This window comes from Vulcanisaeta sp. EB80 (genome assembly GCF_002078205.2).
Window position 1 is genome coordinate 1 of sequence record NZ_LCWN02000004.1, and the last position, 18,673, is coordinate 18,673.

Below are 18,673 nucleotides of genomic sequence, written 5' to 3' on the forward strand. Positions count from 1 at the left end.
GTGGGATCAGGCGGAGAATAGGCTTCATACATCAAAGGCGGTATTGATATCCCTACTTACATGAACTCAAAAATCACTAAAGCCACGGAATTAAATACGCTAAGGAAGTGTGTAAGCTTTATTAATAACGGGATCCTTGATCATGTCGTATGAGAAGGTGGGCTGGAATAATCGTAATATTAACCTTATCCCTAACCGTGGCATTGTTAACCGCGGCATTATTAGCCACTGAGTGGCAACAGGTTTATACGAGATCAATAACAATACATGCACTCGCAGTATCCTCAAACGACACAGGTGCTGTCATAAACATAACAGTAACAGCAATGACGCTAGGCTCGGGCTATGTGTACATTGCCTCAAGCCCATTACCAACCGCCGAGAGCGGCACGTTCATCTCATCATCACAGATAGCTGCCCTGGTCGCCACATACTTGGCGAACCAACCATTCAATAAGTATAACTTCCTAATAAATGTGGAACCAACAACCCTCGAGATCGGCGGACCATCAGCCAGTGGTTACATGACCGTTGCCATGTGGGCATTAATAACAAACCATACATTAAATCCCGACGTCGTGATGACCGGCATGATATTGCCAGATGGGTCCATAGGACCAGTGGGAGGGTTGCCAGCTAAAATAAAGGCCGCTGCCCAGGAGGGCTACGAGGTTGTGTTGATACCGTATGGGCAGCAGGAGTACCAAACGAGTACTGGGCAGGTCATTAATCTAGTGAGTTATGGTAGAAGCCTTGGTGTGGATGTTATACCCATAATGAGCGTTAGGCAAGCCATTTACTACTTCACTGGTATTAACCTCACAATACCATCGATATCAAGCGAGGAGTTGAAGAATACGGCCTACGTCAATATTACGAAATTCCTCTGGATGAGAATATATGACAGGTTAATTAAGAGCGGGGCCATTAATTCCACGGACCCAAACGTTTCCAAATACGTAGAACGGGCAATCAATTATGCAAACCAGGGCATGTACTACACAGCGGCAAGCCTCGGTTTCCAAGGATTAATTAATTATTACCAAGATGAGATGCAGAATTATACCACAAGCCAACTCTACGGATTACTTAACCAATTAAATAATGAACTCAACTACTATAGTGACGCCGTTTCCCACTACAATGTAACCACGGCAAACATAGACATAATAATTGGAATATACGATAGGATTGAGGATGCGCAGCAGTCATTAACGGCTGCAAGCCAGGACTTGGCAACGAACGATATTGCTGACGCAATAAGTAACTTAGCATATGCTAAGGCTAGGATTGAGACCTTGGGTGATTGGCTTGCAGTACTCAACGCAATAAATGGTGGTGCACCAATATCGACTAATTATCTCGAGGAACTAACGAGTATGTACCTGGTCTATGCTCAGTCAATAACTGAGTACACAATCTCACTATTGAACGCTGTCGGTCTTACTAATCTTCCTAATATAAAGCAGTGGATGAATTCCATAACGCAAGAGGTTCAGAATGCCCAAAACAATTACCAAAATGGGCTTTACCCACTAGCCCTGGCGCAGAGCCTTGATGCAATATCGAGTAATGACGTAATGCTGCACTCGCTATTTACACCAACAATCAATGGGCAGGAAAGTGCTGGTTATTTAATAAATATAACGGAGTACGTTAGGAAGTTAGCGGTATTCAACACGTACGAGGCCGAGAATAGATGCGGTCTATTCCCAATGCTTGCAATATCCTACATAGACTTCGGCAATTACTACCTAAACGACTACAACTCAACAGGTGGCATCAATGATTTAGCGGCAGCGCTCCAACTCTATGAACTAGCCGCATCGTATTCACAGGCACTTTACGAACTAGCCGCATCAACTAACTCGTGTGGTACGCCCTTCATAATAACTAATATACAATCAATAAATGTGAGCAATGCGTCATTCAATATTCAAAACACCTCATTAACTGGCTACAACATGGCATTCTTAGTGGTTGGCATAGCGTTGGTGGCATTGGCTGTGGGTGTCGCCATATTTTCATTAAAAAGCCTAAAAATTAATGAATAAGCCGGGGTTTGTATGGATTTCATATACGCATTAATTGCGGTATTCATAATAAGTTTCGTAAGCAATGCATTACCATTCTTCGGCGAGGCCTACACCGTTTACGCCTCACTGTTACTACTGAGCATTGGTGCCTCCCCCTACAACACCCTAATAGTAATTATTGTGACCGCCGTGGGCGCTGCGATATCAAAGAACGTATCCTACGCGTTGGGTTATGCATTAAAGAGGCCGTTGAGGAAGACGAGCGCTGTCAGATTGATAGGAGCCTTATCGAACAAGGCACCACTATGGATCTTGGTAATCGTACTAGCCGCAATACCGGGCCTTCCACTTGATGATTACCTCTACATAGGGGCTGGGGCGGCCATTATAAGCCCATTAAAGCTAAACACCTACGTTCTAGTTGGTAAGGTCATAAAGAGCTCCGTTGAGATACCGATAGAGCTATTGCTATTCTCATCAATATACACAGCATTTAGATATAGCATAGGCATATCCCTATTCCAGGTCATCATGGCTGTCATATTCACGGCCTTGGCAGTGGTAATATTCAAGATTGATTGGGTGAAAATTTACGTAAAGCTCCAGTATAGGCTTCCGTATTTACCCAAGATAGGTAATGATGATTTTTAATTTTGAAGCGTTGCCTTATTTTTATTATTATGATGATTGAACAAGCCTCTTAGCGAGTGCGTATATGAGTGGTATGACTATTATGCCGAAGGCTATGGCCAGACCCCATGACATGGCATATATTATTTGCGTTATATTCGCAAACGGCTGAACTATTATTGCAACAACAACCAGTATGAACACGGCGTATAAGATGAGCCTAGCATAACCAAGCACACTACCCATCTCTGGATGCTCCTTCTTAAGGTCATTAATTGCCTTGTTAACGATGCTAAAGCTGAAGAGCAGTATTATGGATGCGATTATTATGTCGTAAAATAGGTACGGACTTATATTCGGTATCCAATAGAATATGGCTAGGTTAGCCGCTATCGTTATTATGACCGCATAAAGACCGAACCTCAACACGTTGATTATAGTACCGAGTAACTCATCGGTGGTACCCATCTTCTTCTGCATGTAGTCCACGAGCAAATCAACGAGGAGCAAGCCGAGGGTTAACAGTATTATGGCACCTGCGAGTGATGGCAGGTACTTCGCAATCATGGCAACCCACACGGTAGCGGGCCCGAGGTTAAGTACGGAGAATGCGATTGCCAAGGCAATGAGTATTATGAACGCCTCAACAGCACCAGCAATGATACTCACAATCTCAGGACTCAAGCCAGCCTGCTTAATCAGCATTGGCAGGAGCCTCTTTATTACCTTCGCCACGATAACGGCTATGGCATAACCTATCAACGCTATTATTATGAACAGTATTATGGATGGTATTGCAAGTATTATCGTAGACAACATGCTCGATAAAGCAGTCCATACAGACGTTGTTGCTTGTAATATCACGGCTGCCGTCATGGGATACATTTTTTGAGAAATCTTTATAAATATTACGTGATTCTTAGGATTAAAATATCATTAATCAACGTATATTAAAGAAATTTTACAAAGAAATAAAGCATAATCCCGAATTAAATCTCGAATTAATGCAATTAAATTTCAATTTCCAAAATAACAATTAATGAGTTTTATTTGGTGCGGGGGGTGGGATTCGAACCCACGCAGGCCTTCGCCAGCGGATCTTAAGTGCGGCCTCTTTTAACTGACCTGAGGTGTCCGCCCCCTTTGACCTGGCTCGGGCACCCCCGCGGGTTTGGATGCACAGTCACAAACTTATAAAGATTACTTACGAACTTACGAAAACGTTGTTCAATACCATTAGAAAGAGTTATAAGTGTATTTTTCGATAACGACTAAGTGTCGGCTGTTGTGTTCAATCATGTTACCAAGAGGTTTGGTCACGTTATTGCTGTTGAGGATGTCTACCTGGAAATACCCGAGGGCAGGATTGTCGTGCTTGTTGGCCCCAATGGAGCTGGCAAAACAACCTTGCTTAGGCTAGCGGCTGGTATATTAATTCCCGACGGTGGTTATGTCTCGGTATATGGTTACAGGTCTACGGACCCAAGGGCTAAGCGCAGGGTTGGATTTATGACGCCCATGGATCGTGGAGTTTACTGGAGAATCTCCGCAGTGGATAACCTAGTATTCTTTGGGGCGTTGTATGGCTTATCGCTTAGGGAGGCCAGGGCTCGGGCGATTGAATTACTTAGGGACTTGGGTCTTGGTGAAAGGGCTAATGATTGGGTCGCCACATACAGCACGGGCATGATGAGGAGGTTGGAGATTGCCAGGGCGCTCATACACGATCCCGACGTGCTACTGCTTGATGAACCAACCAGCGGCATTGATGCGGATGCTAAGCACGCAATACTTGATTTCCTAAGGGGTCTTAGGGGTAGGAAGACAATAATACTTGCGTCTCACGATCCCCAGGAGATAGAGCTTGCCGATACGGTGATTTACATCAATAAGCGAATATTGAATGAAGCACCAGCCCTTAAGACCGTTAAAGTCCTAATCAGGGGTGATGTCGTTAACCTTGATGGATTTAACGTGAAGCGTGTTGGGCAGGGCGAGTATGTGGTGGTGACAAGTATTGATAGGTTCAATGAATTAATAAGTAGATTGGCAATGCTCAATGGTAGGGTTAGGGTAGTGGATATCGACGTTGAGGTCGCCACGGCTGAGGGTAATGCACGTAGGATGGAGAGGGTTATGAGGAGGAGGGAGGGGTGGGCGTGATGGGTGTGTTGGATAGGGTTTATGCCTTCGTTGTTATTAGGGGTTGGAAGATGTGGATTAGTTACAAGACCCAGGTTTTCCTGACAGTCATTAATTGGGTGATTCCTGTGTTCATATACTTCTTCATTGGACTAACCCTCGGTTTTGGTAAATTCTCATTGATTAGGGATTATACGGCATTCATGGTAATAGGCACAGCATTTCAAGGGTACTTCTCAGCATCCGTGGTTACGCTAGCTGGTCGTATCAGGAACGAGGAATTAATTGGTACGCTGGAGTACCTAGTGGCATCACCACTAAAGCCAATGGCATTAATGATGTATAATACCATATGGGGATTGGTCATTAACTCCATGAGCGCCATCATGGTGCTAGCCATAGGCGTTGGGCTTGGTGTTCAATACCACGTTAACGCCGCATCAACATTATTATTTCTACTACTTTACTTATTATCAATAATCGGATTAAACCTAATAGCAGGTGCTGTGGTGCTTATTGTTAAGCAGGGAAACCCCGTGGCACTATTCACCTCAGTCGCCTCAAACCTATTGGGTGGTGTGGTTTTTCCAGTATCCATCCTACCCACGTGGTTGAGGTACGTTAGTTACTCGTTATCGCTGACCTGGGCATTATCAGGCCTTAGAGAAGCCATGCTCAATAACTACGGCACACCACAATTGCTGGGTTACCTATGGCCATTGGCTGTGCTCACGCTGGCCTATCTAGTGATTGGTATCTCATTATCGAATTACGCATTCAGTAGAATCCTTAGGGAGGGCACAGTGCACATGTACTAGGTGCTCGTTTGAGCAGGCTTTTCCTGGCTTTCCACGGTCTTTCCACGCACCATTCCTTAAATATCGGTGTGAGAACTCCCTGGTGATGAGGACGCAAATAGTAATTATGGTACTGGCACTGGCCCTCTCAATAGCTGTGGTGGCCACAGTGCACGCCCAAACCTCTGTCCAAGCCTCAATGGGCCTTGAGGTGTCCTATGAGGTTCACTTACAAATCGCTGAGCAGTGGGTAAATAAACTAGGTGAGTATGGTATTAATACTACATCTGTTACCCAATTAATAAGTAAGGCACAGGCTGAGGCGTCGGTTGGTAATTACGTAGAGGCAATAACCCTCCTAAACCAAGCCATAGCATTATCAGCGCAATTAATGGCTAGCCACATATCAAACAATACATCACTAATCATAAGCAACTACGCCAATACAGTAACTAACCTCAACTCGTACGTTGAGACTTCACTAAATAACAGCAATGTAACCACGGCATTAACACTCAACGCACTAGGTTATGCAGGTGGTTACGTTAACTCGGGAAACATCCAGGAGTCGCTAAGGGTAGTGTCTCTACTCAACACCACACTCGGCACGGCGGTGGCGATAAGCCCTGGGCTCAGCGCCACGGTACAGACTGTCACGCCCATACTCAACAACCTATACCTAAGCATAAAGAGTGCGGAGTATACGCAAAACATCACTGAAGCACAGTTGGCGTTATTAAGGGCTGAGGTCTCCGTAACCACTAAGGTGGTGAGCAGTCCAGGGGTTAGGGAGGAGTACCTACGATTGATAATGAGCACGTGGGAGGGGCAGTTAATGAGCGGTGTGAATTCCACGTACCTAAACATAACAAGCACACTAGGTGCGAGTGCCTGGTCCTACGTGAGTGGTAACGTCAGTGCATGCCTATCCGCAGTGAATAATTTAATACCCAGCGTTGCTGCGGGAACAATAGGCCCAGAGCAACTCGTTAATGCGTATACCACGTGCTTAACCAGGGAGGAGGCACTTAAGCTCCTCGCAAAAACTGGGGTTAAGGCAATCATGAAGCTGCATGAGGAGTCCAAGGTATTACTTAGGCTTGGGTATGTTAATTACAGCAATTACTTAGCAAGCATGGGTAATGCATGCAGCAATGTAATGCTCAATAACGCAATCGCAGGTAACATAGCATCCCTAAACGCCAGCATAAACACCTGCGTAGCATTGGCTAGTCAATATGGCGAACGCATAAGGTATGTATCAACCATACTCAACATTAGCAGTAACAATATCGAGAAGCTCAACGAGACGCTGATTAAGCAATTAAAAGCACATGGGCTAGGTACTACTGAGGCTATGTTATGTTGGGTTAGGATCTACGGTAATTTAAGCTCAGTCATAGACTCGGAAATAAACTCCATACTCAACGGCACGGTGGCCCCGCCGATGGCAATCAACGCCATAAATAATTACTTCATAGGCCTAAACTCGAGTATACAATCAATAGTGGCTGGATGCCTTAATGCAACAATGCCAGGCCCCGGCAGAAACATACCCATGACCGGCGTCAGCCAGGGACAACCTCAGGCCAGACCAATCGAGCTTGGGTTAAGTGCCAATGGTTCCATAGAGTTATCACTACTTGTAACGAACCCAACACAGACCAACCTGTACATAAGCGGCCTTGTGCTGGGCGGGCTTAAGTGTAACTTTAACAACGTCCTCACGCTAGGCGCGAACTCGCAGGGGATCCTAACGATAACGTTGTACGTAACCAACAACGGCGTTATGGGAACCGCTAAGTTGAATACGAATTCCAGCATAATGGGGTCCCAGGAGACGGCATTGACATGCGTGGGATCGCAAACCTTCATTGTAGGCATGCAGTACATGGGTTATCTAACGCTGACTAACCATGAGGAGTTGCAATTCCAGGTACGGGCTACGGATTCCACAATACCCTTTAATTGGTAGTTAAGGTAATTGTAAACCTTATATTATTTGCTGTTAGGAATTGAAGTACTACCTCTATCATACCCTCTAAAGAATATGAAATATAGTATGGGATCCAGTAGGGCGATTGAACCGCCAATCAACATGGATAGGAGGTAATCGGCATAATCCATCAATAAACCGGCAATACTACTACCGACACCGTATGGAATTCTACGCGCCACACCTGTTAATGATAAACCCCTTGCTCTCTCGCTTTCATCAATAATATCAACTGATAGGGATTGGCGCAGTGGGATTGTTATCATGTATAGCGCCACCCTGGTTATGTAAAGGGCTGCATCAACTATGAATATGGGTATTAATGCCATTATTATGAATGCTACTGTGGATAATGACCTAAGTATTGTGATCGCCCTAACCCTGCCCAGGAAGACCTCAATTCTTCTTGCGAACATCATGAGTATTATCGACACCGCGTAGGATGCCGTGTACATACTATTTATTTCAATCTCACTTGCATGAAGATAAAGCCTAAACCACAGCGGTAGTAATGGTGTAACCATTCCAAGACCAAGGCTACCCAGGGAACCTGCAATTGCTATCTTAGTTATGGATCTAGATGACCTCCTCGGCATAACACTCTTAATATTAAGTGATTTAACCCTGGGCCTATCCCTAGCAATTGGGAATAGTAAGAATAGCGATGCAACACTTAAGGCTAGGGATAACCTGAAAAGCACAATGTCGTTAAAACCCATGCTTAAAACCAGGTAGGATACCACGGAACCAAGTAGGGTAAATACCATGGTAATGGATACCGCCAAACTAAAGACCTTAGTCCTCTCATCACGCTCAGTATAATCGGCGAGTAATGAGGTCTGCAGCGGCGCGACGGGACCACCACCAGCACCACCCCCGCCAGCCGATCCCGTGGTTGTGCCGAAGATGGATGTTAGGAATAGTAATAGTTTATTGCTGGTTATATTGAATATAAGCATTGAGATTATGAATAGGCTTGACATTATAATTAACGAATTCCTCCTACCAATAATATCACCCATAAAGCCTGAAAGCAATACTAGCAGTGCTGACGAAATCGTGGCTATGAAGAAGTACGCACCAACAAGGGTTGCTGAGAAACCCACCGCATGTAGGTATAGGGGTATTATGAATGTTAAATAGCCAAACGCCATACTCCTCAACATCCTGGACGCAATGAGTAAATAAACGTCCTTACGCATTTGACTACATGCGCATTTGATTGTGCGGTCTTAAATTCCTTAATCGCATGCCGTGCACTCACCACCATCGATGACTATCGCATGCCCTGTCATGAATGACGAATCATCACTAAGTAGGAATACGACAGCCCTGGCAACCTCCTCAGGTAGTCCGAGCCTACCCATGGGTATATACCTAATCAATCTCTCAACCTCTGAATCACTTAACCAATTAATCCAACCAGTCTTGATACTACCAAGAACTACCGTATTGACCCTAGTTTTAGGTGCTAATGCTAACGCCATAGATTTCGTAAGTGCGATTATACCAGCCTTGGCTACCAGGTATGGTATGCCCATCGTATCCCCTGTTTTTGCCGAAATCGATGCTACATTGATTATTGAACCACCATTCCTCATAAGCCTGATGCCAAACTTGGTGCATAGGAATGTACCCTTTAGATCAACGTTGATTACCTCCTCGAAGTCGCCCCATGTTAATTCATTGAATCCCTTATTCCAGATAATAGCTGATCCATGCCCTGCATTGTTAACAATGCCGTACAGCTCACCGTAATTCTCCTCAACGACCCTAAACATGCTCTCAACATCCTCCTCCCTAGACACATCAGCCCTAATACCAAGTACATCAGCACCACTCTCCTTCAGCCTTCTAACAAGCTCCTCAGCCTCCCTGCTTGAGGACCTATAATTAATGATCGCTCTAGCACCCTCGGCGACCACGGCTTCGGCTATAGCCCTACCTATACCCCTCGACGCGCCCGTGATCAACACAACCTTGCCTCTTAATCTCGACATCAATCTCTGATGCCGCTCACTAACAAAAACCCTTTGTTAATGATGTGTTTAATCTTTAATAATGAGGCTTGGGTAGTCCTGTTGATGGATGCCGTATTACTTAGGAGGGTTAAGAGGAATCCTCACGAGGTTAGGGCTTGGTTTAGGGATAGATTGTCAAAGCCCGGCATAGTGGTGGCACCAGGCGCCTTCGATGCCTTCGTGGCATTGATGATTCAGCAACTAGGCTTTGAGGCGCTGTATGTATCTGGTGCCGCATTCAGCAGCTCATTGGGTCTGCCAGACCTTGGCGTCTTCACGCTTGATGAGCTTGTTAAGTTCACGAAGTACATAACCGACGCCGTCGACATACCCGTGATAGTCGATACCGACACAGGTTTTGGCGAGACGCTGAATGTTGTCAGGACGGTGAGGGAGTTCGAGGCGATAGGCGCATCCGCAATACAGATTGAGGACCAGGAATTACCGAAAAAGTGCGGACACCTCTCTGGTAAACACGTTGTTTCCACCGATGAGATGGTGAAGAAGATAAGGGCTGCCGTTGAGGCTAGAAGGGATGAGAACTTCCTAATAATCGCCAGGACAGACGCCCGTGGAGTCTACGGCATAGATGAGGCAATATGGAGAGCACAAGCCTACGTGGAGGCTGGTGCTGACGTCATATTCCCAGAGGCTCTTGAGAGTAGGGAGGAGTTCGAAAGGTTTGCAAGGGAGGTTAAGGTACCATTACTCGCAAACATGACTGAGTTCGGCAAAACGCCGTACATAACGGCTAAGGAGTTTGAGGAAATGGGTTATAAGATCGTGATATTCCCAGTGACTACATTCAGGGTGGCAATGAAGGCTGTTAGGGATGCGCTCATTGAGCTTAAGGAGAAGGGTACCCAGAAGGGCTTGCTTGATAAGATGATCACTAGGCAGGAGCAGTATGAAGTAATCCATTATTGGGATTACGAGAATTGGGATAAGGAATTGGATGAGGAGGTCAATAGGAAATTCGCGGGCAAACTAAGGTTAAGGCAGCAATGAACTTATGCTGCTCGTAAAATAACCCGTGTAATGGTAATATTAAAATAATGAGACATCCTAATTATTCCGTATGTCAAGCTTGGGTATTCGAAGGGTTGCGGTACTCGGCGCCGGCACAATGGGTCACGGAATTGCCGAGGTATTTGCAATGGCGGGTTTCGAAGTTAGGCTCATGGATGTATCTGACGAGATTCTTAGGAACGCCCTTAATAGAATTAGGGATAGTCTTGAGCGACTAAGTAAGAGGGGCGAGTTGAGGGAGAGTGTTGATTCCATAATGGCTAGGATAAGTACAACCACAGACTTAGCAGTGGCTGTCAAGGACGTGGACTTCCTAGTGGAGGCTGTGCCCGAGAATGCTGAGCTGAAAAAGAGGCTGTTCAGCGAGGCCGATAGGTATGCGCCGCCTCACGCTATATTCACCTCAAACACGAGCACAATACCAATAACCGAGCTCTCTGAGACCACTGGGAGAAGGGAGAGGTTTGCAGGCATGCACTTCATGAATCCCCCACCATTAATGAAACTTGTCGAGATCATAAGAGGTAGGTACACCAGTGATGATACTATGAACATTGTCATCCAATTAACGAGATTACTCGGTAAGGAACCTGTCGTTGTCAACAAGGATGTGCCAGGTTTCATAGTTAATAGGGTCCTGTTTAGGGTAATGCTTGAGGCATGCCGTGAGGTTACTCAGGAGGGCACCAGGATTGTGGACCTGGATGCGATGGCCAGGAACGTGCTTGGCCTGCCCATGGGACCCTTCGAACTTCTTGATTACATAGGTCTTGACACGAGCTTATTCATAGTCAGGGCAATGATGGAGAGGGGGTTCAAGGCGCATCCATGCCCATTGCTTGAGGATCTCGTGAATAAAGGAAGGCTTGGTGTGAAGACTGGCGAGGGCTTCTATAAATACCCAGGTCCTGGACAATACGTTAAGCCCAAGGTCTTACCTGACCAGGGGCTTGACTTAGACCCTGTTAGGTTAATAGCACCTGCAATTAATGAGTTGGCTTGGCTAATTAGGGAAAACGTCGCCACAGTAGATGATGTGGATAAAAGCGTTAAACTCGGCCTTAACTACCCATGGGGCCTATCAGATTTTGCAGATGAGGCTGGACTCGATAATATTGTGGATGCCCTAAACAATCTCAGAGGCGTTAGCGGCTGGGAGGAGTATGAACCAGACCCATTACTTCTTGATTATGTGAAGGCTGGTAGGTTAGGTAGGAAGGCTGGTAAAGGATTCAGGGACTACCCCGAGGTTGAGGAGAGGAGGTTTGAGGAGGTTGTGCTTAGGGTTGACCCACCTGCCGCATGGATTGTGTTCAATAAGCCGGATAAACTAAACGTGTTGACTCAGAGGATGTCTGATGAAATTGTGAAAGCATTGAGGGCTGTTGAGGATGACCCAAGGGTGAAGGTCGTGGTTATTACGGGCAACGGTAGGGCATTCTGCGCAGGTGCTGATATTAACCAGTTCCAAAACACATCACCAATACAGATGTTCAAGGCAATGAGGCATTACCATTCAATGACTCTAGAGATTGAGTACTATACGAAGCCCGTGATAGCCGCGATAAATGGCTATGCCCTAGGCGGCGGGTTAGAGATAGCCATGGCTTGCGACCTCAGGATCGCATCCGAGGACGCCTTGCTCGGACAACCTGAGGTTAATCTAGGTATAATACCTGGCGCCGGGGGTACACAGAGGTTAACAAGGCTAACGAATCCTAGCATTAGTAAGGAGCTGATACTCACGGGTAAGCAAATAAGTGCCACAAAGGCTCTTGAGTACGGTATCGTTAATAGAGTCGTTCCTAAACATGCACTTGAGTATGAGGTTAGGAGGTGGGTTAAGGATCTCGCGTCCAAACCACCGTTGGCGCTTATGCTAGCTAAGTACGCCATTAATTATGGAATTGAAGCGCCAATATGGAGCTCATTGAATGGCGAGGCCTCATTATTTGGTGTCGCGATTAGCACCAAGGATGCGGTTGAGGGCGTGAGGGCATTCCTGGAAAAGAGGAGGCCCAAGTTCACCGGTGAATAGCTAGGGTTTAAATCGAAGACTTCCGCCGCCGATTATTTCTGCCAGGACCAGTATCACAATCGATATTATTAAGGAGGCTGATGCGTAACCAAGTGCCATGGGTAATCCATAAACCTCGTAGGTGTACCATATGAGTATTGGTAGTGGATACACGTAATTAAATAATGGTGGATTCACCACATAATAAGCGAGTATTACTATTGAGCCAAACTCACTGACAGCCCTACCCCACGCAATCATGAATGAGGATAACAACTCCCTATGCGTCATTGGAACCACAACCCTCATGAAAACACCCCATTGACTTAGACCAAGCGTCAAACCCACGTACTCATACGTTGGGTCTAACTCATCAAAGACCTGCTTAATTGCCCCAGTCGCTATTGGCGCCGAAACCACGAAGTAGGCTGCCACGAGACCCCATATGGTATCCACCAGGGGTAGCCTACGTACGATGGGTATTGGGGATATTGGTGAGACGAGAATTAATAGCGATAGCGTGCTAATGGCAAGCCTCGCCCCTTCTTGTCGTGAGTGGCTTTTAAGCCTGGTTGTTGCTTTTCTTGTGGATGTTGTGTAGGGCTGTGGCTGTTGAGCTTGAGGTTACTAGGGAACTCAACAAGCTGCTCCACTCCATTGAGTCTATGTATCTCAGCATTGTTCGTGAGGTCGTCGAGTACGCTGTTGAGAACAATGTCACGAGTGCGAATAAACTCCAGAGGTTGTTTTACCGCAAGTATAGGCTGGAGTACTCAAGCCTTAACTCGCAATTAATCATCCAGGCAATCAGACAAGCAGCGCAAATCGCCAAGTCATTCGTTGAGAGGAGGAGGAAGGGCTTAGCACAAAAACCATACCCTGAGGTTAAGGCTGTGTCCATTAGGTTCACCGAAATGGCTTGGAGTTATGGGAAGTTCATCAACTCAACAGCCCCAGTCAGGCTCAGCCTATCACTGCTTGGCGAGAGGAGGGAGGTTTGGCTCAGACCACACAAGCGCTTCTGGCTCTACTGGTGGAGGGTTTTGAGAGGAGAGGCGGAATTAGCGTCTACGCTGTTGATTAAGCGTAGGTTGAACAAGTGGTACGCCATATTCATCTTCAAGCTGAAGCCTAGGGAGGAAGAACCAAAATCAGTCGTTACCTTCGACATTAACGAGAATACTGTTGCTGTTGGTAGGATTGACTTGCTAACTACTGTGAACGAGGTTACTAACTGGAACAAGCAGTATCTCATGCCACAGCTCTATACAATAAGGACAGACTTCGGCAGATTGGCGAGACGATATGAGAAGGTTAGGAACGCGATTATCGAGAGACTCAAACCTAGATTCGCATTACCAAACGGTAAATACATAAACATAACAAACACGAGAGAGTTTAGGAAGCACATGAAGAGGTTGCGTGAGAGGGTTAGGAAGGTTGGTAGGGTTAGGCAAATCGCCAATGAATTGACAAAAACACCGGCAATCATAATCACCGAGGAGCTTGGCGAGAAACCACAGGAATCAATGATTAATGAAATCAGGAGGAACGAAACAAGACACCGCATAAAGCAGACACCATTCAAGAGTATTGAGAAAGCGGTTGGGGATAAGGCTTTGGAGCGCGGCTCCAAGATATTTCGTGCCTCATCATACAGAAACAGTAGAGTGTGTCCAATCCATTTCACAAGGCTTGAGAGAACAGATGATTGGCATGTACTAAAGTGCCCACTCGGGCACCTCGTGGATAGGGACTACGCGTCAGTAACAAACATGCTTTGGAAGATTACACCGAAAGCGTGGACAAAGGGAGTATGGTGGAGTTTAAAGGGTTTGAGCAGGAACATGAACTGGAGAAAATACGAAGGAAAATCAAACCTAATCATTCCCAAATACATCATACAGCACCTATATGCAATACTCAAGACTCTAACGGCCAGCGAGGAATGGCCCGCAATGCTGGCCCGGGCCAAACCCATGAACCACCACCAGATGCAAAATGAAGGTGGCGGCGAGGAAACCTCCCACACCCTTTCAAGACAGGGAGGAGGTCAGTGCACACTGTTTATTTAATTCAGAGAATACTTCATTCCAGGTTGGTTTTTCGAATGGTCCAAACCAGATCTTGTCAGCCTCAAGCGCCTGTCTCACCAGGATCTCGAGGCCGTCTATGTACCTTATCGAGTGCCTCTTGGCTAATTTTATGAGTGACGTATCGCCATTTACTGTATAGGCTAGGTCAAGGATTAAATTCGCCCCTGTTCTAACGGGGTCTATTGGGAACTCCTCACTTATGCCTAGGGGTGTTGCGTTAATGAGCAGCCATGCCTTAATAGAAACATTCCCAATACCCAGTGCCTTGCAATCCATACCCAGTGAATTGGCTAATGAGCATAATTCCTCGGCCTTACTCACAGTCCTATTAGCCACATAAATCCTACCACAGCCTAAATCGGCCAATGCCAGTACCACGGCCCTGGCAACACCACCTGCGCCGATAATTAACGAATCCTCACCCGAATAACCTCTGTTCATAAGGGCTTGTTTTACGGCCTCATAATCCGTGTTATAGCCTATCAACTCACCATCACGGTTAATCACAGTATTCACACTACCCAAGACGCGGGCCGCACCGACGGTGTCATCCAATAGATCAACGATGGGGACCTTATGGGGCATAGTTACATTGAAACCACTTAAGGCATCTCTTGCGAACTCAATAAAGTGCTTAAGCCTGCCTGGGGATACCTTAAGTGGCACGTAGATGGCGTCCTTACCCAAGGCCTTAAATACGTAATTATGGATCACCGGGGATAATGTATAGGTCAGCGGGTAACCAATTACGGAATAGACCTGCATTCACTCGTCACCATCCTTACGAACTCGTCAACACTAATCCTAACTAATTCCCATTTACCAACGTCAATAACCACAGGCAGTTTCAGGAAATTACCGCTCTTCTTCTTATCCCTGGATATTGCCTTGGTCACCGAATCAATAATGTTTGAAATATCAATCTTCGTAACTAAACCGTAACTATCCAAGGCGCTCAGTAAGGTCTTTGGTAAATCAGGGTTTGTAAGACCAAGCTTAACACCAACCCTCGCCTCGCAAATCATGCCCAGAGCAACGGCTCTACCGTGACTTACCGAGAACTCGGTGGCTGATTCAACAGCATGACCAACCGTATGCCCATAATTAAGGACAACCCTCTCACCACCCTTATCCAACTCGTCTCTCTCCACGATAGATGCCTTATTAATTAATGATTTATACACAACGAACTCCAACGCACCCCTATCCTTACTCAACAATGCGTCCTTATTATTAATAACGTAATTAAGCAACTCTCCATCCATCGTTACACCATATTTTATGACCTCAGCAAACCCATCAACATAGTTATGCACTGGTAATGTGTTTAGGAATGATAAATCAACGATTATAGCCCTAGGCTGCCTGATCACGCCAATCACATTCTTAATCCCCATGGCATTAACACCAGTCTTACCGCCAAGCGATGCGTCGACCATGGATAGCATTGTCGTGGGGACGTTTATGTAATCCACACCCCTTAGGTATATTGACGCTGAGAAACCGACGGTATCGAGGACACTACCACCACCAACGCCAATGAGCACGCCATCCCTATCGAGACCTAACCCATGGACCCACTTAATTATGCCTATGACGGTGTTTATGTCCTTACCCGACTCGCCATCATTAATAATCATTGTTGGGCAATCGACCTTTACGGCGTCGGGTAAGCCCCTCGACACAAGAGCCGCGCAACCCGTGTATTCACGTATCAATTCCCCCAATGACCTGGCGTAATCCACGTTTATGAGAACCCTAACCTCGCCATCCCGTGATTTGTACGTGAACTCCCTCATATGTACCTACCAATGGCCCTGGCGACCTCCCTACCCTTAACCATCAACTCCCTAAACATCTCAGGGGTTAGTTGTTGCTCAGCATCAGACAATGCCTCCCAAGGCCTTGGATGTACCTCAATAAGTAGCATGTCTGCGCCAGCAGCTATGGCGGCTAGAGCCAGCGGTATGACCAAATCCCTCCTACCTGCTGGATGCGATGGGTCAACGCATACCGGCAAATGCGTTAATTTCTTAACTGCCACAGCCGCGCCAAGATCCAGTGTGAACCTTGTGGATCGCTCAAAGGTCCTAATACCCCTCTCGCAGAGCACCACATTACTATTGCCCTCGAGCAGTATGTATTCGGCGGTCTCGAGCCACTCCTCCACGGTATTACCCAAACCCCTCTTCAGGAGCACAGGCTTTCCTGACCTACCAACCTCCTTCAGCAAATCAAAGTTCTGGGCGTTCCTAGCACCAATCTGTAGCATGTCCACGTATTCGCTGATTGTCTTAACCATCCTCGTATCCATAACCTCGGAAACCACAGGCAAGCCAACCTCATCCCCAATCCTCCTAAGTATTTTCAACCCCTCAACACCAAGACCCTGAAAACTATACGGGCTGGTCCTCGGCTTAAACGCACCACCCCTGAGCATCCTAGCACCAGCCTCCTTAACGGCTACGGCAGCCTCCCTAACCTGCTCATAACTTTCCACGGCACAAGGTCCCGCGGCAATAATAACACCGTCATCCCCAATCCTAACGCCACTAACGTTCACGATGGTCTTACTTCTCCATTCAGAGCTTGCGAGTTGATACCTAGCCTTTACATTGATTATGACGGCGCCCCCATCCACGCTCCTTATAAGTGCCTCATCAACCTTAGCCTCCGGCGATGTGACGATAAGATCCTCGCCAAACAATCTAACCTCCCTAAACCAAATACCCGCCTTATCTAAGGCATGGGTGAGATCCCCAACCTTGTTAGGTGTCGGTTTAATAATCATCTAACCACCTCATCCAATCTACCCTCACTCATTAAATCAATAACGAGTCTCAACGTGTTTATAAGCTCCTCCTTAACGGAGCTTGAGTACGGATTAAGCCTCTGTATTTCATAAACCACATCCAACTGCGTTATCACCCTCTCTATAGCCCTGACCGTGTACTTAAGGCTATGCGTCAACAAGGGCCCCCTTAAGTCAATCCCCGCATTCCTAAGCAACGCATAGAGTGCCAGTAAGGCTGTGTGATGGGCAACCTGTAGATAAGCCATTAACCTATCATGCTCCTCAGGACTCTTCAGCATTACAACGCTTAAACCCGCATTACTAAATAAATCCCTAACAAGGTTTAGGTAATCACCACTCGTTCTAGACGGTATCAGGACTATACTCTCACTAATTGGTTCACCAACATCACCAAACAATGGATGGGCACTCACATAATGAAACCCATGTTTAATCGATAAGTCCTCAAACGTGGTAAAGAAGGTAGATTTCACTGAGAATAAATCCAGAAGCACTGAACCACGAATTACCTCCACATTATTTATTACAAAATCCACAGAATCACGTGTTGGTTTAGTAGCCATGATGAACACATCAGACCTAGCTGGTTTATCATTTAGATGAATAAGTGACACGTTAGCAACACGGTTAAGAACCCTTGCCATGGTTCTACCAACGCGTCCAGACCCAATTATGGTTACGTTAATACCGAGGTTGCCGCCAACCTGGACGTAGGTCGAGGCCTTAATTATTGCGTTAACCAATTCATAGGCGACATCTTCATTCAACCCAGCACTCCTCAATTTACTAACCCATCTATTAATAACCTCATTCTCGCGGGACTTATCAACAATAGAAAGTCCAAGGCTCCTCTTGATATTACCTAACCTCCTGGCGAGCTCTAGGCGCTTAATTATTAGGTTAATTAGCTCCTCATCTAATAGGTCAACCTCACCCCTAATGGCATCCAGCATGTACATCACCCATGTAATACATAATAATTATTGATTCACCACCTAAAGCCTTAGCCGACCCCATTAACGATATTGATATTCCATATAGGTACCCCCAAAGCTCTAAAGAAGCTATATTTTTAAGCGTTACCATAAAATAAG

16 protein-coding genes and 1 tRNA gene are annotated in these 18,673 nt (G+C 46.1%); 8 read left to right on the plus strand and 9 right to left on the minus strand.

From position 1 onward, the window contains the following. The first annotated feature begins 149 nt into the window (after positions 1 to 149). Both B7L70_RS01435 and B7L70_RS01440 read left to right on the plus strand, forming a co-directional pair. Positions 150 to 2,054, plus strand: coding sequence for a S16 family serine protease (locus B7L70_RS01435; protein ID WP_081226125.1), 1,905 nt, complete (start codon positions 150 to 152; stop codon positions 2,052 to 2,054). Positions 2,055 to 2,066: 12 nt separating this feature from the next. Then, positions 2,067 to 2,687 carry a hypothetical protein gene (locus B7L70_RS01440; protein WP_081226126.1) on the plus strand — a complete coding sequence of 207 codons (621 nt, stop codon included), beginning with the start codon at positions 2,067 to 2,069 and terminating at the stop codon, positions 2,685 to 2,687. Between the two features lie 27 nt (positions 2,688 to 2,714). Here the strand turns inward: B7L70_RS01440 and B7L70_RS01445 are convergent, their stop codons facing one another. Next, positions 2,715 to 3,542 carry a hypothetical protein gene (locus B7L70_RS01445; RefSeq protein WP_081226127.1) on the minus strand — a complete coding sequence of 276 codons (828 nt, stop codon included), beginning with the start codon at positions 3,540 to 3,542 and terminating at the stop codon, positions 2,715 to 2,717. 175 nt (positions 3,543 to 3,717) lie between these two features. Continuing rightward, positions 3,718 to 3,833: transfer RNA gene (locus tag B7L70_RS01450), tRNA-Leu, on the minus strand. A gap of 108 nt (positions 3,834 to 3,941) precedes the next feature. On the opposite strand from B7L70_RS01450, the gene B7L70_RS01455 reads away from it, so the two are divergent. The 3 genes from B7L70_RS01455 to B7L70_RS01465 all read left to right on the plus strand — a co-directional run bounded on the left by B7L70_RS01455 (position 3,942) and on the right by B7L70_RS01465 (position 7,580). Then, on the plus strand, positions 3,942 to 4,829 hold the full coding sequence (locus B7L70_RS01455) for an ABC transporter ATP-binding protein (protein WP_081226128.1): 888 nt from the start codon (positions 3,942 to 3,944) through the stop codon (positions 4,827 to 4,829). After that, positions 4,829 to 5,626: an ABC transporter permease gene (locus B7L70_RS01460; protein WP_081226129.1), complete on the plus strand. Its 798-nt coding sequence runs from the start codon at positions 4,829 to 4,831 to the stop codon at positions 5,624 to 5,626. Before B7L70_RS01455 ends, B7L70_RS01460 begins: the two co-directional genes overlap by 1 nt. Before the next feature lie 85 nt (positions 5,627 to 5,711). Further along, positions 5,712 to 7,580, plus strand: a complete 1,869-nt coding sequence (locus B7L70_RS01465) for a hypothetical protein (RefSeq protein WP_081226130.1) — start codon at positions 5,712 to 5,714, stop codon at positions 7,578 to 7,580. A gap of 23 nt (positions 7,581 to 7,603) precedes the next feature. On the opposite strand, the gene B7L70_RS01470 is transcribed toward B7L70_RS01465, so the two are convergent. Together B7L70_RS01470 and B7L70_RS01475 are read right to left on the minus strand one after the other, a co-directional pair. Then, positions 7,604 to 8,803, minus strand: coding sequence for an MFS transporter (locus tag B7L70_RS01470; protein ID WP_081226131.1), 1,200 nt, complete (start codon positions 8,801 to 8,803; stop codon positions 7,604 to 7,606). A 39-nt stretch (positions 8,804 to 8,842) separates the two neighbouring features. Next, entirely contained in the window at positions 8,843 to 9,601 is a 759-nt protein-coding gene (locus B7L70_RS01475) for an SDR family NAD(P)-dependent oxidoreductase (protein WP_081226132.1), read from the minus strand. Positions 9,602 to 9,685: 84 nt separating this feature from the next. On the opposite strand from B7L70_RS01475, the gene prpB reads away from it, so the two are divergent. Both prpB and B7L70_RS01485 read left to right on the plus strand, forming a co-directional pair. After that, complete coding sequence (gene prpB, locus B7L70_RS01480; RefSeq protein WP_081226133.1) at positions 9,686 to 10,630, plus strand: methylisocitrate lyase; 945 nt, start codon at positions 9,686 to 9,688, stop codon at positions 10,628 to 10,630. A 70-nt stretch (positions 10,631 to 10,700) separates the two neighbouring features. Next, complete coding sequence (locus B7L70_RS01485; RefSeq protein ID WP_081226134.1) at positions 10,701 to 12,689, plus strand: 3-hydroxyacyl-CoA dehydrogenase/enoyl-CoA hydratase family protein; 1,989 nt, start codon at positions 10,701 to 10,703, stop codon at positions 12,687 to 12,689. Here B7L70_RS01485 and B7L70_RS01490 read toward each other — a convergent pair whose 3' ends face one another. Next, on the minus strand, positions 12,690 to 13,124 hold the full coding sequence (locus B7L70_RS01490) for an ABC transporter permease subunit (protein ID WP_369907329.1): 435 nt from the start codon (positions 13,122 to 13,124) through the stop codon (positions 12,690 to 12,692). Between the two features lie 134 nt (positions 13,125 to 13,258). Here B7L70_RS01490 and B7L70_RS01495 point away from each other — a divergent pair, with 134 nt between their 5' ends. Further along, positions 13,259 to 14,743: a zinc ribbon domain-containing protein gene (locus B7L70_RS01495; protein WP_081226135.1), complete on the plus strand. Its 1,485-nt coding sequence runs from the start codon at positions 13,259 to 13,261 to the stop codon at positions 14,741 to 14,743. On the opposite strand, the gene aroE is transcribed toward B7L70_RS01495, so the two are convergent. Genes aroE through B7L70_RS01515 form a run of 4 tightly spaced genes read right to left on the minus strand, consistent with a single transcriptional unit; the run spans position 14,705 to position 18,532 of the window. Beyond that, the gene (aroE, locus tag B7L70_RS01500) at positions 14,705 to 15,529 is read right to left on the minus strand and encodes a shikimate dehydrogenase (RefSeq protein WP_081226136.1); all 825 of its coding nucleotides are present in this window, start codon (positions 15,527 to 15,529) and stop codon (positions 14,705 to 14,707) included. The two genes, B7L70_RS01495 and aroE, sit on opposite strands and share 39 nt — an antisense overlap. After that, on the minus strand, positions 15,511 to 16,563 hold the full coding sequence (gene aroB / locus B7L70_RS01505) for a 3-dehydroquinate synthase (RefSeq protein WP_081226137.1): 1,053 nt from the start codon (positions 16,561 to 16,563) through the stop codon (positions 15,511 to 15,513). The genes aroE and aroB overlap by 19 nt, the downstream gene beginning before the upstream one ends. After that, positions 16,560 to 17,555, minus strand: coding sequence for a 3-deoxy-7-phosphoheptulonate synthase (aroF, locus tag B7L70_RS01510; protein ID WP_081226138.1), 996 nt, complete (start codon positions 17,553 to 17,555; stop codon positions 16,560 to 16,562). The genes aroB and aroF overlap by 4 nt, the downstream gene beginning before the upstream one ends. Next, a complete protein-coding gene (locus tag B7L70_RS01515; RefSeq protein ID WP_081226139.1) occupies positions 17,552 to 18,532 on the minus strand; it encodes a chorismate mutase in 981 nt (326 codons plus the stop codon). Before B7L70_RS01515 ends, aroF begins: the two co-directional genes overlap by 4 nt. Positions 18,533 to 18,673 lie beyond the last annotated feature (141 nt).